This is a genomic window from Thermodesulfobacteriota bacterium, from assembly GCA_040753795.1.
Taxonomy (GTDB): Bacteria; Desulfobacterota; Desulfobacteria; order Desulfobacterales; family Desulfosudaceae; genus JBFMDX01.
Genome location: JBFMDX010000001.1, coordinates 396517 through 419215 on the forward strand (window position 1 = coordinate 396517; position 22699 = coordinate 419215).

Consider the following 22699-nt stretch of genomic DNA (forward strand, 5'->3'; position numbering starts at 1 on the left):
TTTTATTCCCCTTAACTTCTCAACCCTCGACCTCTTTTCATTTCTTGCGGTTTTCTGATCGATCGCATACACTTGGCAGCCTGAAAAGGAATTATATAACGAATGAAAAAAGGGAAATGATGGTTATCGGAAAAAGACGATGGGCCATCGCTGCCATCGTGGTTTTTTTCGCTGTCGCTGCTTTACTGATGGTCGCCTGCGGAAGCCGGCGACGCGTCACGATCACCGGAAAAACCATGGGGACCGTCTATCATATCGCCGTTATGGTGCCCGTAATGACCAGCGCGAATCAATTGCAGCGGGATGTTGACGTCAGGCTGGCGGAAGTAAACAGCAGCATGTCAACCTACATTCCGGGCAGCGAGATCAGCCGCTTCAATGCCCTGAATATGTCGGAACAACCGTTTCCGGCGTCCAGTGACTTTATGAATGTTTTGCGGGTTGGACAGCGGATATTCTCACTGACCGGCGGTGCCTGGGACGGGACGGTCTGGCCCCTGGTCAGACTGTGGGGTTTTCATCTTCCGGTGGAGAAGCGCAATGGTATACCCACCCGGGAAGAGGTCGGCGTCGCTCTGGACTGCGTCGGATATGATAAAATCCGGCTGACGGAAGATGCTGTCGTCAAAAAAGTCAATTGTGTCTCATTAGATCTGGCTTCCATCGCCAAAGGCTACGGGGTGGATCAGATTGCCGCTCTGCTGAAGAAGAAAGGGCTGAATGACTTTCTGGTGGAAATCGGCGGCGAAATCGTCGCTTCCGGAACCAAGGAGAAGGGCGCTGCCTGGAATGTCGGCATCAATATGCCGGAGGCCTACGCGCCTGTGGACCAGGTACGCCGGGCGTTGACGCTGACCAACCAGGCCATTGCCACCAGCGGCGATTACCGGAATTTTTTCGTCCGTGACGGCAGGGAATACTGCCATATCATTGATCCGCGCACCGGCTATCCGGTGACGACCGGAATTGTCAGCGCCTCGGTGATCGCTGATTCCTGCACCTTTGCCGACGGTCTGGCCACGGCCCTCATGGTCATGCCGCCCCGGGAAGGATTGGCGCTGGTGAACTCACTGGAAAATGTGGAGTGCCTGATCACCGTCCGGGAACCGGACGGTCAGTTGAAGGATTATTATTCCGATCATTTCATTGAATAAGGAGCCGCTTATGTCAGCCTATGAATTCTATCTGGTAGAAAAAGAACCCCCGCTGGCCTGGGTCTATCTCAACCGGCCGGAAAAGAAAAACGCCATGAACCCTCCGGCCTGGCGGGAAACTGTCCCGATCTTCGAGGATCTGGACGCGGACGGGGATATCCGCGCCATCATCATTGCCGGCAAGGGCGCCGCTTTTTCGGCCGGAATCGACCTGGTGGGCATGGGGACCGAGCTTCCGGAAATCACCGATCCTCAACAGCGGGGCGGGGTCAAGCAGAAGATGATCAAAAAGATCATGAAACTTCAGGACGCCATCAGCTGCATCGAGTGGTGCACCAAGCCGGTCATCGCCGCCATACACGGCTATTGCATCGGCGCCGGTCTGGACATGGCCACCGCCTGCGATATCCGGCTGTGCAGCGAGGACGCCGTGTTTTCGCTTCGGGAAGCGGCCGTGGCCTTTGTGGCCGATGTCGGTGTTCTCCAGCGCATTCCCCACATTGTCGGCCAGGGCATTGCCCGGGAACTGGCTTATACGGCCAAAAACATCGACGCCCGCCGGGCCCGGGAAATTCTTCTGGTCAATGCCGTCTTTAAAGACAAAGAGGCCTTGCTGACCGGCGCCCGGGAAATGGCCCTGGAGATCGCGGCCCAGTCGCCCCTGGCCGTACAGGCCACCAAGGACGTTCTCAAACACGGCATCGGCAAATCCATCGATGACGGTCTGGCCTATGTCGCCAGCCGGAGCGCCAATATTCTTCCCTCCGATGATTTTATGGAAGCCGTCAGTGCCTTTATTGAAAAACGAAAGCCTTCTTTTCCGGGGAAATAAACGATTTTGAACGTGCATCTGACCAGTCTGGGCTGCGCCAAAAACCAGGTGGACAGCGAGTGGATGCTGGGCCTTTTCCTGGCGCGAGGGCATCGGCTGTGCCAGGCGCCGGAAGAAGCGGAGGCCATCATCGTCAATACCTGCGCGTTTATTGAATCGGCCGTTGAAGAGGCTATTGATGCCATTCTGGAGCTGTCCAAAGCCAGGCGCGGCGGCTGCCGGCTGATCGTGTGCGGCTGCCTGCCGGAACGGTATGGCCGGGACCTGGCCGCATCCCTTCCGGAAGTCGATTTTTTTTTCGGTACAGGTGCCTATGACCGGGTGGTTGATGCCCTGGAGGCGGATACCGATACCCTGGACCGGTGTACCCTGCCGCCACCGGAAAGCGTCCGTCTGGACCGGGCTTTTACCGGCAGGATATGGCCGCGGACCGGGTTCGCTTATCTGAAGACAGCGGAAGGCTGTGACCGGCACTGCACTTACTGCATTATTCCCAGGCTGCGCGGCCGGCAGATGAGCCGTCCTCTCCGGGATATTGTTTCAGAGGCGTCGGGCCTGGCCGCGTCGGGTGCCAGGGAACTGGTGCTGGTCGGTCAGGAGACGTCCGCCTACGGCCGGGATCTGTCTCCCGGCCGGAACCTGACGGAACTCCTGGCGACGCTGTCCGACCGCCTGCCGTCGGTCTGGCTGCGAGTCCTTTACCTGCATCCGGAGACCGTGACCCCCGACCTGATCCGGCTGGTGTCTGAACGGGACAATATCTGCTCTTATTTCGACATTCCCGTGCAGCATGCCGCGGACAGCATATTAAAACGGATGAGCCGGCGTCACCGGTCGGCGGATCTGCGGCGGCTGTTTAACGACATTCGCCGGGTCATTCCGGAGGCGACCCTGCGCACCACCGTCATGGTGGGCTTTCCGGGAGAAAGCGAGGCGGACATGGACGAGTTGATGAAGTTCATTCAGGAGATAGAATTTGACCATCTGGGCGCCTTTCGATATTCTGACAGCGAAGATATCGCCTCCCACAAGCTGACCGGTCATGTGCCTGATAACGTGGCGGCGGAACGGTTTGATCGGCTGATGGCCGCCCAGGCCCGGATCTCATCCGTCCGCAATCGGCGGCACGTGGGCAAAACCTTTCCGGTGCTGCTGGAGACAAGGGCCGGCGACCGGATTTTTGAGGGCCGGACCATGTTCCAGGCGCCGGAAGTGGACGGCATCATCCGGGTCGAGTGCCGACACCCGGCGGCGGCCGGCGATGTGGTCTTGGCGCGGGTAACCGGCGCCGGCGAATATGATCTGACGGGAAAGACCGTATGAACGATAACCTGAAACAATCCATTCTGGCGGCGGTAGCCCCTGACCTGGCGAGAATTGAACAGGCCCTGGCCGACAATCTGAATCCCTATCTGGAACGGGTCCGGGAAATCGCCGGGCATATTCTTTTCTGTGGCGGCAAACGGATCCGACCGCTGCTGATGATATTAAGCGCCAGAATCTGCGGCTACGACCGGCCCGATGCCGCGACTTTCGCCGTTCTGTTCGAGTATCTTCATACCGCCACCCTGCTGCATGACGATCTGGTGGATGAGGCGACCATGCGCCGGGGCAAGCGCGCGGCCAACCTTATCTGGGGAAACTCCGCCGCGGTTCTTACCGGAGATTATCTGCTGGCCCGTTCCAGCAGCCTGGCGGTGAAAACGGGAAAAATGGAAATCCTGGACATTCTGGCCAGAATCACCGAAGACATGTCTCAAGGCGAAATCCACCAGCTGGACAAAAAGGGTGATCCGGAATTATCGGAAGAGGAATACTTTCATATTATCCGGAACAAGACCGCGGTGCTGATGCAGGGGGCCTGCCTGTCCGGCGCCATTCTGGCCGACGCCTCCGAAGACCGGAAGAGGGCCCTGGCCGTTTACGGCCTGAATCTGGGGATGGCTTTTCAGATGGCGGATGACCTGCTGGACTATGTTTCCGACAGCGAACAACTGGGCAAGACCGTGGGCGCTGACCTGAGGGAAGGCAAATTCACGCTGCCGCTGATTGTCAGCCTGGCCCGGGCCGGCCGGGAGGACGCCGACACCATAAAAAGAATCATGCGCGACAGGGAGTTTTCGGACGAAGACTTCAAATTCCTGAACCGGCTTCTGGAGCGATATGGCGGTATTGATTACACCCGCGACCGCGCGGCCGCCCATATCGCCAGCGCGAAAAACGCTCTTGACTCCTTCGGGCCGTCGCCCGTCGGAGAGACGATGGCCATGCTGGCCGACTATACCCTGGTCAGGAACAGTTGATTTTTTATCGAGGACGGTTGTTATGTCCATACGTATTTCCGCCTGGTTCCGGATGGCGGTACCTGTGGCATTGATGTGCCTGGTCGTGATAACCGTTTTAACGGCCGCGGAAGTCGTGCCAACACCGGGAGACGTCCTTGTCATCGAAACCACCGGAACCGGAACGGTCAACCGGGAAAACCCCGCCGCCGCCAAACAGGAAGCCGTTAAAAATGCGTTGAGGCTGGCGGTGGATGAAGCCTTGAAAACCATGCTGCCGCCGGAAGTGCTGGCCGATCATGCCGGTGAGATCAAGGCAATTTTTAGCGCCAGGGCGGAGGAGTATGTGTTGAGTTACACCACACTTTCCGTAACCGACGAAGGCGATTTCTGCCGGGTGAAGGTGCGGGCATCGGTCCCGGCCGGCGGTGTCCGAGACCGTCTCCGGAAGTCAGGAATCTCTGCCGCGATGGAAATGCCTCGAAAACAGATCCATGTTTTTTATATCCAGGTCCGGGGAGCGGAGTATCTGTCCGGTCTGCATAACTTCCGCCGGATAATCGACGGCATGGATGGCATTACCCGGCCCCTGCTCCATGAAATGACGGCTGACGGGGCGGTCATGAGTGTGGATTTTCCGGGAAATGCCCGGGAACTGGCCACAACACTGGCCAGCGCTCCATCCGATCTTCTGGTGGTAACAGTCACGGATGTTCAGGAAGATGGCGTCGTGATCGAGTTGCGCAAGGCGGGGGGGCAATAAAAACGTTTAACCTTATGAGAAGTGCAAACGCAGCCGTCCCGGGGATGAAAAATGAGTATCAGAGATGAAATTTTACGGGCCGCCAGCATCCTGGCGGAAGCTGAAAACGCCGTAGCCTCTACCGGTGCCGGTATTTCAGCGGAAAGCGGCATCGCCACCTTCCGGGATCCCGGCGGGGTCTGGGAGCGATTGAACCCGGCCGAGGTGGGCACTACCTACGGGCTGGTCAGCGCCCTGAACCGTCATCCGGAAAAATACGTGTCGATTTTTATCGAACTGCTGGAATCCCTTGAGCAAGCGGAGCCGAACTCCGGGCACCGAGCCCTTTCCGATCTGGAATCGCTGGGCATTGTCAAGACCATTATTACCCAGAACATCGACAACCTGCATCAGGAGGCCGGCAATACCCGGGTCATCGAAGTGCACGGCAATGGTTTCCGGCTCTGCTGTACGTCATGCGGTATCCGGGAGGAGAAAGACCGGAAAGCGTTGTTGAGGGAAACCAGGGACAGAATTCGTTCGCTGACGAGTTATTCTCTTGAGGCTTTTATGGAAGTGATGCCCCGGTGCGAAAGCTGCGGGGCCATGATGCGGCCGGACGTGGTCATGTTCGGAGAAGCCGTTCAGGGGCTGCCCGCCGCCTTTGATGCCGTCCGGACCTGCCAGGTTATGCTGGCCCTGGGCACATCCGGCGTGGTCTATCCGGCGGCTTATTTCCCCTTTGAGGCCAAGCAGGCCGGGGCATACGTCATCGTAGTCAATCCCAGGGAAAATCCCTTTTACGCCGTTTCCGACGTTTATCTGCCCATGAAGGCCGGCGAAGCCCTGCCGGAAATCGTGGCGGCGGTCAGAAAAATCAGAGGGGCCGATCAGGTTTTTTAACCGGCAGCATAATTGACGAAGTGATTAACAGGAGGGGGACATGGGAAGTAATCGTTTCTGGACCAAATCCTACGACACCGGGGTCGGCGATCTGTCGCCCGATAAATGGGAAATCAGTTATGTAGACGCCATCAGGCCAGCGTTCGAGAACTTCGCGGACAAGACGGCCTATGCCTTCATGGGCACGCATATCAGCTTCGAGGATTTGAACCATTACGCCAACCGTTTCGCGCACCAGCTGCTTGATCACGGCCTGACCAAAGGGGATGTGGTCGGCATCAACCTGCCCAACATCCCGGAATACGGCATTGCCTGGCTGGGCACGCTCCGGGCCGGATGCGTGGTCTCGGGTGTTTCACCGCTGCTGTCCGCCCCTGAAATGAAGCACCAGTTGAGCGATTCGAAGGCCAAAGCCCTGGTCACCCTGGACGCTGTCTTCGCGGCTACGGTCGTCAAGATTGCCGACGAATTACCGGACCTGAAACTGGTCGTCGTGGCCAGTGTGGGCGGATTTCTGCCGCCGCTCAAGCGGTTTCTGGGAAAAAAGCTGGGCAAGATCCCCCAGGGCAAGATCACGCCCCTTGAGGGAAAAACCGTGGTAAGAATTGAAACGGCCATCAAGGAAGGCGCCTATGGCGACATGGATCCCGGCATCAAGATCACGCCCGACGACATCGCCTATATCCAGTATACCGGCGGCACCACCGGCCTGCCCAAGGGAGCGCAGTTGAGCCACCGCAACGTGGTGGCCGACGTGCTTATCGTTCAGCACTGGCTGCACTGGGAAAAGGGCCGGGGCCTGGCCCTGTCCGGATTCCCCTTTTTCCATATCGCCGGTTTATTCTTCAACAAGAACTGCATCTATCTGGGCTGGACCCAGGTGCTCATTCCCAACCCCCGGGACACGGACCACATCTGCAAGGAAATCGCCAAATACCGGCCGTCGGTGCTGGTCAACGTGCCGTCCCTGTTTCAGATGCTGATCGCCAACCCCAAATTTAAAAATCTGGATCATTCCGGCCTGGAGGCCTGCATCTCGGCGGCTTCACCCTTTCCGGAGGAATCCCAGCGCCAGCTGGAGCAGATCGTCGGCCAGGGCAAGCTCCTGGAGGTGTACGGCATGACCGAGACATCGCCCCTGACCACCATGACGCCCGTCAACGGCAAGAAGAAGCTGGGCCATATCGGCCTGCCCCTGCCTAATACCGACATCTGCCTCAAGAGTACCGATACCGGCGAGCCTGTATCGCTGGGTCAGCCCGGCGAGATCTGCGTCAAGGGCCCCCAGGTCATGGTGGGCTATTTCAACAAGCCCGAGGAGACCGCCCGGGTGATGGACGCCGAGGGGTATCTGCATACCGGGGACGTGGCCATTCAGGACGAGGAGGGGTATCTGCGCATCGTCGACCGCACCAAGGACATGATCATCGTCAGCGGGTTCAAGGTCTTTTCCCGCCGGGTGGAGGATCTGCTCTCCGAGCATCCGGCCATCGACATGATCGCCACCATCGGCCGGCCCAATCCGGAGCGGCCCGGATCCGAGCTGGTGGAGGCCTATGTCAAGCCGCGGCTGGGGCATCCCCTGGCCGCGGACAAGGCGGCCCTGGAAAAGGATATCCTCGCCTTTGCCAAGGAGAAACTGTCGCCCTACGAAGTGCCCAAGCGGGTGCGTATTCTCGATGAGCTGCCTCTGACCACCGTCGGCAAGGTGGACAAGAAGGTGCTGCGAAAAAGGACGGATTAGGGCGTACTTTTCTTTGGCGCAAAGAAAAGTACCAAAAGAAACATTGCCCGGCAGCGCCGGTCACGCCACGGCGTGACTTCCCTCGCGCGAACGCTTTTTCCGGCGCGGTCAGAAACTCGCTTGAGAAACGGCCTTAAAGCACGTTTCCCGGTTCGAGCACTGTCTTCCCTTTTGCGTATTTTTACCGGGAACCGGCGCTCAAACAGTCTGCCCGCTTTCTCCGGAAAAATCGCCCGCGCTCGGCGGCGCTGCAATAGGCGGGGATCATCGGTATCTGTTCAGTCCGTCATGATGAGTTCAGGGGGGATCAATATAATCGAACTTCGCTCACCAAAGGTTTGTTATTCCGGTCGATTCGATATCCTTTTAGGCGGCGTAGGCAAGGCCAGTGCCAGGTTCAGATAACATTTCTTGACATACCAAAGAGTGGATAGTATATATTTGATATGTGGACAGTCTATGAGCATCGCAACGCGGCCAGAAAAATAACCAGACTTCCTCAGGAGATCTTAAAGCGATATGAAAAATGGAAGGATATCGTTAACATTTCCGGGCCTGAAGGATTGAAACTGATAAAAGGTTTCCACGACGAATCGTTGAGCGGACAATGGGCCGGCCATCGATCATCACGTCTCGGGCTTCAGTACCGCGTGATCTACCGGGTGGAGAAGGATAAGATTTTCATCGAGGTGATTGACATTACGGCTCACGACTACAGGAGAAAGTGAAATGAAAAACTACCGGCTGGCGAAAAAAACCGTGGATGTTTCCGTGGGAGAATCCGTGCGGATTATCCGGGAACTTCAGGGGTTGAGTCAGAACGACTTGGCGGTCGTGACCGGCATCCCCCAATCCACTATATCCGCCATTGAGAACGATCGCATCCGGCTTGGCGTCGAACGGGCCAAAGTTCTGGCCCGGGCATTGAAATGCCATCCGGCGGTGCTTGTCTTCCCCGGCTGGAATTCCCATGAGCAATCCGCGGCCTGACGATCGCCTATGACGACAAGGTTTGGGCGCAGGGGGCAAGGTACAAGGAGCAGGGTAAAAGATACGGGGTGCGGGGGGCCAAGTGCGGGGCGTCGGGGCAAAAAACCATTTTGTTCGCTCGGCGATTATTTTGGGAGCGCTCGGCTCCCCCGGCTGAATCTCTCGAACTCGGGCTGACGCCCTCAGACAGCGAGAGATTCTTGACGCCGGGGTCGCCTCGCGCTTTTCCCCCAAAACAATCGAACCTCGCTCACAAAAGGCTTTTTGATCCCGGCCGATCCGGTCTGACCATTCGCTGATTCGCTGAAGGCAGCGGATGATATTATATATCGCTGGACGACAGAGGAAGTATGAGACGAATATCTTTTATTCCATTATTATTCGGATTATTGTTTTGGGTAATTGGATGCACATCAACTGACTTGTGTGCCCAGAAAAACCTGTTGAAAGTTCGCACAGCGTTAGATCTTGTGGAAAACTCGCCAGCTGGCAAAGATTTTGAAGCGCCCTGCACTGGTTGCCCTCAAGATGCTAAATTGCTCGGACTGACTTTAGAGCAGATAGAATCTTGCCTTGGTCCGGCTGAACAATCCTACGATGGTAATGGCGGTTATTATTTCCATTACGTATTTTATAAATTTGCAAAGCCATCGGAGGGAGGAGGTCCTGAACTACACCTTCGATTCGGGCAAGATAGTATATGTACATCGGCGAAGTGGGTGTACACACAGTAAAGGTTAAACGGTTAACCCAAAAGCGTAGCACAGATGAGCATGGTGAACTGTAGCATCATCCTTATTTCTCGGTCAATCAATGGAGGTAAAGCCTATATGACCTCACAAAAAGCTTTTTGCGAGAACACCTCCGTGGGGTTAGGCCGTAAGCGAACCCCGAAAGGTGAAAAACAGAACGGGGGTTGTGGCCTTTCACAACCCCCGTAAATTTTTATGGTGGGCGATACAAGATTTGAACTTGTGACTTCTACCGTGTGAAGGTAGCACTCTCCCGCTGAGTTAATCGCCCTTAACGTCTTTTGTTCGTTGCGTGTATTTTGATACCAAAAACCGTTGCCCCGGTCAACAAACATTTTATGCCGGTTTCGAAAAAAAGTCTTTTGTGAGCGCCCCCGGCATCGTTGGGGAACGGACAAAAGGTTTTTCTAAAAACCTTCCATATTATATAAGATATTAGGTGTTGTTTTCGTCTTCGGGAACCGGCGGTTCTTCCGTGCCATCGGTCGGCGGGGTAGCCACCCCCTGGTCCGGGGGAACCATTGTGTCGGGTTCATGGCCATCCGCTTCCTGTTCCGGCATATCCTCTTTCCGGTCAGGGGAGACTGTTTCATCGTATTCCGGGCTGTCCATACCCGGTTCCGGCATATCCGAAACTTCGCCATCAACAAGATGTTCGACCCCGGACGCCGCTGCACCTTCGTCCCGGAAAACGGAATCCGCCTCGTCCTCCGCTATATAATCGTCCTTAACATCTGAATCCGCCTCAACGTCCGATGCCTCTTCGTCCGGTTCCGCCTCGCCCACCGATAAGTCCCCGTCCTGATCTGAATAAACGGCCTCTTCGGTTCCCTGGGTTTCCGGAAGCTGATCCGTGATAGCCGAACCGTCTTCGCCGACCATTTCCGCGCCTTCACCCGGGGGCACGTCGTCTTCGGCCGGAGCCACCTCGACCCCTGTCCCGGCGGCGAACTGCTGGGCTATTCCCTCCTTGCCGAACGCCTGAATCTCTTTCAGGCTCGGCATGTCACTCAGATTTTTAAGGTTGAAGATTTCCAGGAACCGCCGGGTGGTGGCGTAGATCAGGGGTCGGCCGGGTATCTCCTTTTTCCCCAGAATGCGGATCAGTTTCCGTTCCAGCAGGCTGCGCATGATGGCGCCGGAATCCACCCCCCGGATCCGCTCCACGTCGGCCCGGATGATGGGCTGGTGATAGGCGATAATGGCCAGGGTCTCCAGGGACGCCTTACTCAGGCGGACGGGAGCGGGCTTGACCAGTTTCCTGATCCACTCCTTGTACTCGGGCCGGGTCCGGAACTGGAACCCGCCGGCCACTTCATAGAGCAGAAAGCCGCCCTGCCGGTCCTCGTATTCCCCCACCAGTTCGGCGATGGCCAGTCGGATATCTTTGGGGTCGGCCTCCGGAATGATCTGCTTGAGGGCCCGGACATCGACCGGATTGTCCGAGATAAACAGCAGACTTTCGATGGTGTTTTTCAAATCGTTCTGCATGAGAAATCACTTTCGTTTTACAGGTAGAACAACCGGATAACCCCGCTATCCACGTGCTGCCGGATGGAGACCAGCTGCATTTTGACCATTTCCAGCAGGGCCAGGAAAAAGGCGATCACCTCGCGTTTTCCGGAAACGTTCTCCAGCAGTTCGGCAAAGGTGATGGATCGTTTCTCCTCCAGCCGTTCCACGATTTCCGCTATCTTATCCTTGATCGAAATCTCTTCCCTGGCCAGCATCATTTTTGAAGAGTCGGGGAGCCTGTCAATCACTTTCTGAAAGGCGTCAATCAGCTCGAACAGACCCACTTCGATCAGGTCGGCATCGGCCTCCTGCCGGAAGGCCTTCTTGTCGGTGGTCCGGACAAAGATGTCCTCATTTAAAATCGGCCGGGTGTTCAGGCCTTCGGCCGCTGACTTGATTTTCAGGTACTCTTCCAGCGCCCGGGTGATTTCGGCTCGCGGGTCCTCATCCTCGTCTCCGGCGGCGGAGTGGGACGGCAACAGGGTGCGGGATTTGATGTTGGTCAGAATGGCCGCCATATAGAGGAATTCACCGGCCAGATTGATGTTCAGGCTTTTCATCCACTCGATATAATCCAGGAATTGCCTGGTGATGCTGGCGATGGGAATGTCATAGATGCTGACTTCGTTCTTCTTGATCAGGTAGACCAGAAGGTCCATGGGACCTTCGAAAATTTCGGTCTTGACCTTGTAAGGCCCGCCGGTTTCCGGTGCCTCTTCTATGATTTCCTCTTCCTGCATGAGCGCTGTTCAAACTTGATGGTTGCTAAAATTAAATGGTTAAATCCCTACGGCACGACGGACTTCGGCCATGGTCTGCCGGGCCACCTCTTGCGCCCGGGCCGTTCCTCTGGCGACAATCTCCTCCACCAGTTCCGGCCGCTGGACATAGTATTCCCGCCGTTCCCGGATGGGCGCCAGCCCTATCGCCAGGCTGGCGGCCAGTTTCTTTTTACATTCGATGCAGCCGATGCCGGCCTTGCGGCAGTCCTGATTGATGGCGACCACGGTCCCCGCTTCCGAATAAAGCTTATGGAAGGAAAACACGTTACAGATATCCGGATCCCCGGGATCGCTTTTCCGGGCCCGCTGGGGATCCGTGATCATTTTCATGGTCGTTTCCATGATCTTTTCCGGGGAATCGGCCAGGAAAACGGCGTTGTCATAGCTTTTGCTCATTTTCCGACGGTCGATGCCGAGGATCCGCGGGGTCTCCGTCAGTTTGGCCTGAGGCTCCGGGAAGACCGGGCCGTAAAAATGGTTGAATCGCCGGGCGATTTCCCGGGTGATTTCCACATGGGGTACCTGGTCTTCCCCAACCGGCACAAAGTCGGCTTTGTACATGATGATATCGGCCGCCTGAAGCACCGGATACCCGAGAAAGCCGAAGGTGGATATGTCCTTGTTGCTTAACTGGGACATCTGGTCTTTGTAAGTCGGGTTCCGTTCCAGCCATCCCAGGGGGGTCAGCATGGACAGGATCAGAAACAGTTCGGCATGCTCCTTGACCCGGGACTGGACAAACAGGGTGCATTTTTCCGGAGAAAGCCCGACGCTCAGCCAGTCCACCGCCATCATCCGGGAAAATTCGGAAAGGTTGCCGGGATTCTCATAATCCGTGGTCAGGGCGTGCCAGTCGGCGATGAAGAAAAAACAATCAAATTCATCCTGAAGGCCAACCCAGTGGTTCAGCGCGCCGTGAAGATTGCCCAGATGAAGCGGACCCGTGGGCCGCATACCGCTTAAAATTCTCTTTTTTGACGTCATGAAATAGCTCCCGACACTCAAATCCGTTAATCAATAAATATGGTGTAATATCAGGGTGAACTGCCGGCAATAAAATTCAACCCCCCGCTGCCGAGCGCAAGATGAACCAGCGGCATGATTACAAACCAGATCGCGTTAAAGAACCAGTCCGCCTTGATCGTCAGCAAAAAAAGCAGCAGTATTATACCGAAGCGACCCATAGATGCAAATCGTTTTCGCATGGCCGGCGGCAGGAAAACCAGCAGGATGTTGCTGCCGTCCAGTGGCGGGATGGGGATCAGATTGAAGACCGCCAGAACGGCGTTAATCAGCACGAAGTAGCCGAGCATCAGCAGCAGGTCCGTCACCAGAAACAGAGCCAGGGGGCTCATGGGCAGGGCGGCCTGGGCGGCAATCAGCAATATCCGAAAGCAGACACCGGCCATCATCATAAACACCAGATTGGCCAGAACGCCGGCCGACGACACCCACAGGGTTCCTTTTTTCCAGTTGCGGAAAAGGGCGGGATTGACCGGTACCGGCCGGGCGTAACCAAAGACAAAAGGCGCGTTGAATACCGCCAGCAACAGCGGCAGAACCACCGATCCGACCGGGTCCACGTGCCGGATGGGATTGAGCGTGATCCTGCCGGCGCGGGCGGCGGTATCATCCCCCATTTTAAGGGCGGCGTATCCGTGGGCGGCCTCATGAAGGCTTACCGCGAACAGGAGCGGGGTCACCATGACGACAATCCGGTTGATATCAAATTCGGGCAGCATATTTCGCGGCAAACTCCATCTCGTCTTTTTTGGTGGCGACAAGTCCGTCCAGCCTGGCGTGCAGGACCGCCTTGAGGACACGGCTGTAATCAGGACCGGACGGAATGCCCAATTGCCTCAAGTCCTCCCCCTTAATCATCGGGCGGATGTTTTTAAGTTGAAGAATATAGTGGGAAATCTGTTTTTTGATTTCATCCCTTTCCGCCAGGGCCATGATAAACAGCACCAGTTCCGTGCGGAACGGCTTCAGGCTTTCGTAAAGGGCGCTGTTTTTAATGGGAAAGTCCCGGTTGATCCGGGAGAGGGCGGCGATGGCTTCAAACCGTTCAGTGGTGAAAAGCGACTGGTATTTCCGGTTTAATTCAAAATTGCCGCAGATCTCCAGCGTCGTCGCCTGATCACAGCGGTTGACCAGCACCAGAAAGTAGACCGCCCATTTCATGTATCTTTCTTCAAAGAAAAGCAGGTCATACCAGGAGATCACCTCCCGGACCGAATTCAGCCTTGTCAGGATCGTTTTGCTGATGCGGATGGCCGGGTGAACCGCGGCCAGCAGTTTATATTCCGCCAGCCGTTGAACCGCCGGGACCGGGTTGTCCTCTTCCAGGATCAGGCTCATTTCCCCGAATACCCGCCGCCCGCTCAATTTTTTGAAGAAATTCATTTTAACGGCGTTGTTGATCAGGCCCGAAGTCATTTTACCGATGGTAAAGCCGAATCGCTGTTCAAAGCGGATGGCGCGGAAGACGCGGGTGGGGTCTTCCACGAAGCTCAGATTGTGAAGGACGCGGATTGTCTTGTCCTTGATGTCACGGTGGGCCGAGAAAAAATCGATCAGTATGCCGAATTTTTCCGGGTTCAGGCATATGGCCATGGTGTTGATGGTAAAGTCCCGCCGGAACAGATCCAGCTTGATGGAACTCATTTCGACGGTGGGCAGGGCCGCCGGAAACTGGTAATACTCGAGCCGTGATGACGCCACGTCGATTTTAAAGCCATCGGCGAAGGTAATCACGGCGGTTCCGAATTTGCTGTGATAGTGAACGCGGGCGCCCATTAGACCGGCGAACTGTTTGGCGAAGGCGATGCCGTCTCCCTCGATGACCAGATCGACATCTTCCGTGTCGCGCAGGAGAAACATGTCCCGGACAAATCCGCCCACTACATAGGCGCTGTATCCAATGGCCGCGGCGGTTTCCCCGGCGGCTTTGAGCAGGTCCATTATATGACCCGGCAGCCGCTCCGTCATCAACCGGGTAATATTTTTTGTCTTGGCGTCGATGCTGGCCTCAACCAGTTGGGGCTGTTGCTCCTTTTCCCGTTTGTTGCGGGAAACCAGCAGATTCAGCAGATCGGTCCGGGTGATCACTCCCAGAATGGCGTCGTCCCGGACCACCGGCAAAATTCGCTGATGGCCGTCGATGATTCTTTCCTGGATCCCGTACAAATCATCATCCGGATCCACCCGCAGGACTTCCGACGTCATGTATTCGGAAACGGCCGTGTCGCCCAGGTTGTGATAGAGGGCCTTTTCGATGACCTGCCGGGTGATAAATCCCAGCAGTGCCCCGCCCGCGTTTTCCTTTTCCGTGATCAGCAGGGCATTGATGTTATATCGGGTCAGTAGTTCCCCGGCCTGTCGGCAGGTCATGTCCGGGGTCGTGGAAATAGCGGGCGAGGACATCAGGTCCCGGGCGCATATCCTGGACTGGATCTGCCGGTTCAAAACGGTCAGCAGTTGCTGTTCGGCCTGGGGCAGGGTCATGTTTTTGATGCTGGCGGAAGCGGCGTAGGCATGTCCTCCGCCGCCGAAGGGGAACAGCGCGCCGGCGGTATCGACCTCCGGCAGTCCGGACCGGCCGACGATATAGATCCTGTTGCCCATCTGGGCCAGGGCGAACACCACGCCCAAGTTCTTCATCCGCTGCATTTTATGAACCAGGAAGGCGAAATCCGGCACATACTCATCCAGGCAGATGGAGGTGATCACCACCGCGGTCCCGTTGATATCATGGACCTGGGCATTTTTGATCATGCTGTTGAGAATATCCACCTGCTCCGGCGTCATTTCCTTGGATATCATGTTGGCGATGGTATTCAGACTGGCGCCCCGGGACACCAGAAAGGCGGCGGCTTCAAAGTCTTTGGGGGTGGTGGAGGTGAAAGTAAAGGAGCCGGTGTCTTCATAAATCCCCAGGCACATGACGGTGGCTTCGTCCGGAGAAACCGGGATGCCCTTTTCCCGGATTTTTTCCGTCAGAATAGAGACCGTGGCACCGCTTGATTCATTGACCTGCATGTCGGCGGCAATATCATTGTCTGATACGGGATGGTGATCATAAATGTGGATTTCCATCGACGGGTCATCGAGCAAATCGGCCAATGGCCCGATGCGGTTCTTCTGCTTGGTGTCAACGATCACCAGCCGCCTGATCCCGGGAAGATCAATATCCTGGATGCTTTTCATGTTAAAAAGATAAGCCATTGAACTTACAAAAAAATCCCTTAAGTTCTTTTCGTTGGAGCCCGGCAGGACCACAACGGAACCCGGATACAGTTTCTGGGCCGCGAGGACGGATGCGATGGCATCAAAATCAGCGTTGACGTGGGTTGTGATCACCGTCAACGGGTTTTTTTGAGGCGGCTTTTTTCCCGGCATGACGACATTTTCCGAATTGTTTTAACCAGGTCAGTACAGCAAATCCCACCATATGATACGCCGTTTTATTTATCAAGCATTGCGGCGGCCGGAAAAATAAAAAATCTGATTTAATTGACACTATCATTTAAACCCGTTTTTAATATATAATTACTTGAATAATATTATTCAATTGCCTATACTGGCAACGGTGATTCAAAACTACCGTTAAGGCGTCTTGTGCGCCGGCGCCGGTGAAGAACCATTCTAACATACAAGGGGGATAATATGCCGGTCTACCTCTGGGAAGGCAAACGCCGGAATGAAAATGTGAATGGGGAAATGGATGCGGCGGATGAAGCTGCGGTAAGGGCTCAACTGCTACGAATGGGTATTACGGCCCAGAAAGTCAAAAAAAAGCCCAAGGATCTTTTCGCCAATGTCGCTTTTTTACAACCGGGGGTAACCCAGCAGAATATCATTATTTTCGCCCGGCAGTTTTCGACCATGATTGATGCCGGTCTGCCCATCGTCCAGTGCCTGGATATTTTGCAGGCCCAGGAGCAGAACAAAACATTTCAGAAAATTCTGAAGACCATCAAAGCGGATGTGGAAGGCGGTTTGACCCTGGCCGAAGCCTTGAAAAAACATCCCAAGCAGTTTGACGCCCTGTTCGTGAATATGATCGCGGCCGGTGAAGCCGGCGGTATTCTGGACAAGATTCTGCAGCGGTTATCCACCTACATGGAAAAAAACGCCAAACTGAAACGGCAGATCAAGGGCGCCATGATGTACCCGCTTATTACCTTGAGCATCGCCGTTCTGGTTGTTATAGTTATTCTCGTATTCGTTATTCCGGTTTTCCAGCAGATGTTCGCTGATTTCGGTAAGGCACTGCCGTTGCCCACCCAGATCGTTGTTACCGCCAGCGAAATCGTAAAAAGCAAAATCCTGTTTATCATTGCCGGAATGGTTCTGTTGAGTATGGCTTACCGGCAGTTTTACAAAACCGAAAAGGGCCGGCTGGTCATGGACGGTATTTTTCTGAAATTGCCGGTCATCGGTGTCGTCATCCGGAAATCAGCCGTGGCCCGGTTTACTCAAACAATGGGCACCATGCTTTCCAGCGGCGTCTCCATCCTCGACGCCCTAGACATTGTCGCCAAGACTGCCGGCAACAAGGTCATCGAAAACGCCGTTTATTTTACCCGGGCCGGTATCTCCGAAGGCCGCACGGTGGCAGATCCGCTTTCAGAAACCGGCGTGTTTCCTTCCATGGTCTGTTCCATGATCGCGGTCGGTGAGTCTACCGGCGCTCTGGACGCCATGATGGAAAAAATCGCCGCCTTCTATGAAGAGGAGGTGGACGCTGCCGTGGAAGCCATGACCTCGGCCATTGAACCGCTGATGATGGTTTTCATGGGCGGGTTGATTGGTGGTCTGGTGGTCGCCATGTATCTGCCCGTTTTCCAGATGGCGGGAGCTATTTCCGGCGGTTAGAAACCCTGCCTGTTCCGGAGGGCAGACAAACCGACATCTGAAAACCGCAGGCTGGTGATGCCCGTTGACGTGCAACAAACAGAGGAATTCAATCGCCGCCTGCGATGGCTGATTGCCTTTCGGGCGCTTTTCGCCGTTTTCCTTCTCGGCTCGACACTTTTTTTTACCAGAACGAAAGATTCGCATTACGCCGAAGGCGCTATCCTTCTGCTTTATGTGATTTCCCTCTCGACCCTGGTCCTTTCAGCTGGTTACGCCATCCTTCTGCGGTTCGTGAAGCGGAAAATCTTTTTCACCTATTTTCAAATCTGTGTTGACACTTTTGCCGTCACGCTGATTGTGTATGTCACCGGTTGCTATTACAGCGCTTTTACATTTCTCTATCTGATCGTTATTATCAGCGCCTGTTTTTTTCTGTTCCGCCGGGGGGGGATGATCGTTGCCGCCCTCAGCAGTATTCAGTACGGTGTCATGATTGATCTGGAATATTACGGCCTGATCGGCCCCGCGGACATCAATTTTATCGTGACGGACGCCACGTTGAGCGGCCCCAACGTTTTGTATAAGACCATTATTATGATGATGGCCTGTTTTGCCGTGGCTTTTCTGACCAGTGTGCTGGTGGAACAGGAGAGGACAGCCCGCGGTGAACTGCTGGTCATGCGGAAATATGTCCGGCGCGTAGAGCGGATGGCGGCGGTGGGGGAGATGGCCGCCGGACTGGCGCACGAGATTAAAAATCCTCTGGCCGCCCTGACCGGGGCCATAGAAATGCTCGAAGGCGACGGGGTGGTTACCAGCCCGGATGATGTCCGTCTGATGAAGATTATTCAACGGGAAGCCAAACGGTTGAATTCCCTGGTAACCAATTTTCTACTGTTCGCCAAGCCGCACAAAGGAAACGTGAAGACAATCCCTCTGGATCAGATTCTCAAGGACACCCTGGATCTTTTTGAAACCGGGTTGAAAGGCAGAGGAGAAGTCCAGTGCGTGGCAAATATTTCCCCCGGCATCAAAATTGACATGGATCCGGAATACCTGCGCCAGATCCTCTGGAACCTTCTGCTAAACGCTGCCGATGCGATCAGTGAAAAGGAGACACCGGCAGGAACCATAACGGTCAATCTGTATCCGGCCAGAAACAGGATGGCCCGGCTGGAAATCATTGACGACGGCTGCGGCATGCCGCCGGATATAGCCGACACCATATTTGATCCGTTTTTCACAACCAAATCCAAGGGAACCGGTCTCGGCCTTTCCGTTGTTCACCGGCTGGTGGAATTGTACGGGGGGAAGATCGATTTTGAAAGCCAACCGGGAAAGGGCACCCGCTTCATCTTATATTTGACGCGAACGGACTGATTGCCGGGGTGTTGACCTGGCCGGCCGGCTCCCGAAAAATCCAGTATCCTGTTGCACTTCATTGCCGATAATCATGAGACAATCGGTTGCTTCGGTCCAGGCTGCGGCTAACCTTGTAAAAACCCAACCTGTAACTTAACCTTGACTATCTTTTTAAAGTTTTGCTATTTTAAATGATTTGAAAATAATTTACTGTTGCTGACGACATGAAACGGATGATGGAGCCCAATGGAAAAATCCGAGACCCTGCTTGATGTACGAAAACAGAAAATTCAGGCCCTGCGGGAGAGCGGGATCAATCCCTTCCCCTCCTTTTTTCCTGTTTCGCATACCGTTGCGGAAGTGTTGCGCCTTATTGAACAGGATATGGCCCCCGGGCCGGACGACATCCCGGGAATGACCCTTGCCGGGCGGATCATCGCGATTAATAAATTCGGTAAATCATCGTTTATCCGCCTCCGGGACCGCACGGAAACGATCCAGGCCTACCTGCAGCAGAATACCGTTGGAGAGGATCCATACACGCTGTTCAAACAACTGGATATTGGTGATTTTATTGGTATTACCGGCGGTGTTTTCAAGACCAGAACCGGTGAATGGACGGTACTGGTAAAGGAGTTTAAGCTGTTATGCAAGGCAACCCGGCCGCTGCCTGAAAAATTTCACGGGTTGAAAGATCCGGAAAAGCGATACCGCAAGCGCTATCTGGATCTGATCATGAACAGTGGGGCGCGGGATATTTTTATTCAACGGAACCGGACGGTTCAGGCTGTCCGGGAGTTCCTCTGCCAGCGGGATTTCATGGAGGTGGAAACGCCCATGATGCAGCCGATCCCGGGAGGGGCCGAGGCCAAACCGTTCATTACCCATCACAACGCACTGGACATGGACCTCTTTTTGAGAATAGCCCCGGAGCTTTATTTGAAACGGCTGGTCATCGGCGGGTTTGAAAGAGTGTTTGAAATCAACCGGAACTTCCGGAATGAAGGCGTTTCCTCCCGGCATAATCCGGAATTTACCATGCTGGAATTCTACCAGGCTTATGCCGACTATGAAACGCTCATGGCAACGACCGAGGAAATGTTCCAGCATGTTTTTTCGAAAGTAAAAGGGACGTTGCAGATTGAATACCAGGGGAATGCCATCGATTTCTCGCCGCCCTGGCGGCGGATGACCCTGGCGGCGGCGATGAGCGAGATCGGTGGCCTGGCGCCGGACCGGCAGCGGGACAAGGAAAGTCTCCTGGCGTTTGCGGCGGTTCACGGTATTCATCTCACCAAGACGGAAAATTTCGGGAAAATCATGACCAAGCTGTTTGATGTTCTGGTAGAGCCGAAACTCATTCAGCCGACTTTTATCACCGGATATCCGGTTGATGTGTCGCCGCTGTCGAAATCCAGCGAGAAAAATCCGCAGGTCGTCGACCGGTTTGAACTGTTTATCGCCGGGAATGAAATCGCCAACGGGTTTTCCGAACTTAATGATCCCGAAGATCAGCGCAGCCGGTTTCTGGCTCAGGTTAATGCCAGGCAGGCGGGTGACGAAGAAGCGCATTTCATGGATGAAGATTATATTGAAGCCCTTGAGTATGGGATGCCGCCGACGGCCGGCGAGGGGATCGGCATCGACCGGCTGGTGATGCTGGTGACGGATTCCCCTTCCATACGGGAAGTCATTCTGTTCCCTCATATGAAAAAGATCCCCGGGGAATAACAAGCAGCAGAAAAAATTGCCGTGAACAACACGGCAGCGGCCACTGTCAAACCATTATGATATACGAATTATTGATCAGCCGGCGCCATCTGATGGCGCCCCGTCGCAACGCCTTTGTTTCTTTTATCACCCTGCTGTCGGTGGTCGGGGTGGTTATCGGCGTTATGGCGTTGATTATCGTGATCGCGGTAATGTCGGGATTTGAAAACGATATTAAAAAACGAATACTCGGCGTGGAATCGCACATCGTTCTGTTTCACCACAGCGGAGAGATCTATGATTTTGTTCAGGTGGTGGATGAAATTGAACGGATGGATCAGGTTGTCAACGCCCAGCCGTTTATTGTCACTCAAGTCATGCTGCGTTCAGCATCGGGGGTTACCGGAGGGGTCCTGAGAGGCATTGACCCCGGGCGGGCGGGCGCTTCCATGAGCATTTTTGAGTCGATCCGGCCCCTTGACGATAAATTAACGCGCAGCGGCGATAACGAGGAAAACGCCGGGAAGCCGCCGGGCATCATCCTGGGGAAAGAGTTGGCCGGCCGTCTGGGTGTTAAAACAGGGGACGTGGTTTACCTGGTCCTGTCTATGGGCGCGTTGTCCCCGGTCGGCCATATGCCGGCGGTCAAGCGGTTCGAGGTGACCGGCATTTTTGAGGCCGGCATGCATGATTTTGACAGCACCTTCGCCTTTGTTCACTTGTCTGAGGCGCAGCGCGTTCTTCACATGAACAATACCGTCAGCGGAATTGAGATACGCGTCAAGGATATTTACAAAGCCCGGTCAGTCGCCGAGGCGATTATTTCCCGGCTGGGGTATCCGTATTATGCCAGGGACTGGATGACCATGAACCAGAACCTGTTCGCGGCGCTGAAACTGGAAAAAACCGTCATGTTCATCATTCTGACCCTGATTGTGCTGGTGGCGGCCTTTAACATCGCCAGTTCCCTGATCATGATCGTAATGAACAAGAAAAAGGAAATCGGCATTTTAAAAGCTATGGGCGCTACCCGGAAAAGCATCCGCCGGATATTCGTGTTCGAGGGCATGCTCATCGGCGGGGTGGGCACCCTGCTGGGTGTTGCCCTGGGCGTCGTCGCCTGTCTTCTGCTTAAACGTTATCACTTTATTGAGCTGTCCAGCGATGTTTATTACATCACCACCCTGCCCGTTCAGCTGGAATGGCTGGATGTTTCCATCATTGCCGGAGCCGCGCTGACTATTTGTTATCTGGCGACCCTCTATCCTTCGTCTCAGGCGTCCAAAGTCAATCCGGTGGAGGCGATCCGTTATGGCTGATACCATCCATGCCGGCGGCGGCACGGAGAACACCGGACGTGACCCGCTGATCATCGGACACGATCTTTCCAAGGGATTTGACAACAACGGCCTTCGGATCGAGGTGATCCGGGGCACCTGTTTTGAAATTTTCCGCGGGGAATCGATTGCCGTGGTCGGCGCCTCCGGTATCGGGAAATCCACTTTTCTTCAGGTCATCGGCGCTCTGGATCCGCCTGACAGCGGTACGCTGCTGCTGGAAGGCAGAGACGTCTATGCCCTCGGAGAAATTCCGCTGGCGCAATTGAGAAACCAGACCATCGGTTTTGTGTTTCAGTTTCACCACCTGCTGCCGGAGTTCAGCGCCCGGGAGAACGTCATGATGCCTGGACTGATCCGGCGGGACGACAGCCGCGCGGTCCGGCAACTGGCCGAAGAAATGCTGGCGCGGGTGGGGCTTGCCAATCGGCTGGATCACCGCCCGTCGGAATTGTCCGGAGGGGAGCAGCAGCGCGTGGCCATCGCCCGGGCGCTGGTGTTGAACCCCCTGGTGCTTCTGGCTGATGAACCTACTGGCAATCTTGATGAAAAGACGAGCGGCCATATTCACGAACTGCTGCTGGAGTTGAACAGCGAGTTGTCCATGACGCTGATCGTGGCCACGCATAACCCTCACCTGGCACGACTGATGTCACGTAATCTGACCATCGTCGACGCTAAAATATTGGAAATTGCGGACATATCCGAAGCGGGGTGATCGTATGAGGGGAA

The 22699-nt window shown here is 55.1% G+C and carries 19 protein-coding genes and 1 tRNA gene; 14 read left to right on the forward strand and 6 right to left on the reverse strand.

What is annotated here, in order from left to right:
- The first annotated feature begins 116 nt into the window (after positions 1 to 116).
- The 9 genes from AB1724_01755 to AB1724_01795 all read left to right on the forward strand — a co-directional run bounded on the left by AB1724_01755 (position 117) and on the right by AB1724_01795 (position 8647).
- Positions 117 to 1154, forward strand: a complete 1038-nt coding sequence (locus AB1724_01755; GenBank protein MEW6076516.1) for an FAD:protein FMN transferase — start codon at positions 117 to 119, stop codon at positions 1152 to 1154.
- Positions 1155 to 1164: 10 nt separating this feature from the next.
- Positions 1165 to 1986: a crotonase/enoyl-CoA hydratase family protein gene (locus AB1724_01760; protein ID MEW6076517.1), complete on the forward strand. Its 822-nt coding sequence runs from the start codon at positions 1165 to 1167 to the stop codon at positions 1984 to 1986.
- Positions 1987 to 1998: 12 nt separating this feature from the next.
- Positions 1999 to 3309 carry a 30S ribosomal protein S12 methylthiotransferase RimO gene (rimO, locus tag AB1724_01765; GenBank protein MEW6076518.1) on the forward strand — a complete coding sequence of 437 codons (1311 nt, stop codon included), beginning with the start codon at positions 1999 to 2001 and terminating at the stop codon, positions 3307 to 3309.
- Positions 3306 to 4289 carry a polyprenyl synthetase family protein gene (locus AB1724_01770; protein ID MEW6076519.1) on the forward strand — a complete coding sequence of 328 codons (984 nt, stop codon included), beginning with the start codon at positions 3306 to 3308 and terminating at the stop codon, positions 4287 to 4289. Before rimO ends, AB1724_01770 begins: the two co-directional genes overlap by 4 nt.
- A 22-nt stretch (positions 4290 to 4311) precedes the next feature.
- Complete coding sequence (locus tag AB1724_01775) at positions 4312 to 5031, forward strand: hypothetical protein (GenBank protein MEW6076520.1); 720 nt, start codon at positions 4312 to 4314, stop codon at positions 5029 to 5031.
- 51 nt (positions 5032 to 5082) lie between these two features.
- Positions 5083 to 5913 (forward strand): NAD-dependent deacylase, encoded by an 831-nt coding sequence (locus AB1724_01780; GenBank protein MEW6076521.1) that lies wholly within the window; start codon positions 5083 to 5085, stop codon positions 5911 to 5913.
- A gap of 40 nt (positions 5914 to 5953) precedes the next feature.
- Positions 5954 to 7657, forward strand: coding sequence for an AMP-binding protein (locus AB1724_01785; GenBank protein ID MEW6076522.1), 1704 nt, complete (start codon positions 5954 to 5956; stop codon positions 7655 to 7657).
- Positions 7658 to 8103: 446 nt separating this feature from the next.
- The gene (locus AB1724_01790; protein MEW6076523.1) at positions 8104 to 8385 is read left to right on the forward strand and encodes a type II toxin-antitoxin system mRNA interferase toxin, RelE/StbE family; all 282 of its coding nucleotides are present in this window, start codon (positions 8104 to 8106) and stop codon (positions 8383 to 8385) included.
- A gap of 1 nt (position 8386) precedes the next feature.
- Positions 8387 to 8647 (forward strand): helix-turn-helix transcriptional regulator, encoded by a 261-nt coding sequence (locus AB1724_01795; GenBank protein MEW6076524.1) that lies wholly within the window; start codon positions 8387 to 8389, stop codon positions 8645 to 8647.
- A gap of 948 nt (positions 8648 to 9595) precedes the next feature.
- On the opposite strand, the gene AB1724_01800 is transcribed toward AB1724_01795, so the two are convergent.
- The 6 genes from AB1724_01800 to AB1724_01825 all read right to left on the reverse strand — a co-directional run bounded on the left by AB1724_01800 (position 9596) and on the right by AB1724_01825 (position 16097).
- Positions 9596 to 9670: transfer RNA gene (locus AB1724_01800), tRNA-Val, on the reverse strand.
- Positions 9671 to 9834: 164 nt separating this feature from the next.
- A complete protein-coding gene (gene scpB / locus AB1724_01805; protein MEW6076525.1) occupies positions 9835 to 10890 on the reverse strand; it encodes an SMC-Scp complex subunit ScpB in 1056 nt (351 codons plus the stop codon).
- A 17-nt stretch (positions 10891 to 10907) separates the two neighbouring features.
- On the reverse strand, positions 10908 to 11654 hold the full coding sequence (locus tag AB1724_01810) for a segregation/condensation protein A (protein ID MEW6076526.1): 747 nt from the start codon (positions 11652 to 11654) through the stop codon (positions 10908 to 10910).
- Positions 11655 to 11693: 39 nt separating this feature from the next.
- Entirely contained in the window at positions 11694 to 12680 is a 987-nt protein-coding gene (gene trpS / locus AB1724_01815) for a tryptophan--tRNA ligase (protein MEW6076527.1), read from the reverse strand.
- A 50-nt stretch (positions 12681 to 12730) separates the two neighbouring features.
- Positions 12731 to 13438 (reverse strand): site-2 protease family protein, encoded by a 708-nt coding sequence (locus tag AB1724_01820; GenBank protein ID MEW6076528.1) that lies wholly within the window; start codon positions 13436 to 13438, stop codon positions 12731 to 12733.
- Positions 13422 to 16097: a CBS domain-containing protein gene (locus AB1724_01825; protein ID MEW6076529.1), complete on the reverse strand. Its 2676-nt coding sequence runs from the start codon at positions 16095 to 16097 to the stop codon at positions 13422 to 13424. The genes AB1724_01820 and AB1724_01825 overlap by 17 nt, the downstream gene beginning before the upstream one ends.
- Positions 16098 to 16364: 267 nt before the next feature.
- On the opposite strand from AB1724_01825, the gene AB1724_01830 reads away from it, so the two are divergent.
- The 5 genes from AB1724_01830 (at position 16365) to AB1724_01850 (ending at position 22685) form a co-directional block, all read left to right on the forward strand.
- Positions 16365 to 17576 (forward strand): type II secretion system F family protein, encoded by a 1212-nt coding sequence (locus tag AB1724_01830; protein ID MEW6076530.1) that lies wholly within the window; start codon positions 16365 to 16367, stop codon positions 17574 to 17576.
- 69 nt (positions 17577 to 17645) lie between these two features.
- On the forward strand, positions 17646 to 18938 hold the full coding sequence (locus AB1724_01835) for an ATP-binding protein (protein MEW6076531.1): 1293 nt from the start codon (positions 17646 to 17648) through the stop codon (positions 18936 to 18938).
- A gap of 228 nt (positions 18939 to 19166) precedes the next feature.
- Positions 19167 to 20651, forward strand: coding sequence for a lysine--tRNA ligase (gene lysS, locus AB1724_01840; protein MEW6076532.1), 1485 nt, complete (start codon positions 19167 to 19169; stop codon positions 20649 to 20651).
- Between the two features lie 56 nt (positions 20652 to 20707).
- Positions 20708 to 21949, forward strand: a complete 1242-nt coding sequence (locus AB1724_01845) for a lipoprotein-releasing ABC transporter permease subunit (protein ID MEW6076533.1) — start codon at positions 20708 to 20710, stop codon at positions 21947 to 21949.
- Entirely contained in the window at positions 21942 to 22685 is a 744-nt protein-coding gene (locus tag AB1724_01850; GenBank protein ID MEW6076534.1) for an ABC transporter ATP-binding protein, read from the forward strand. The genes AB1724_01845 and AB1724_01850 overlap by 8 nt, the downstream gene beginning before the upstream one ends.
- The last annotated feature ends 14 nt before the right edge of the window (positions 22686 to 22699 follow it).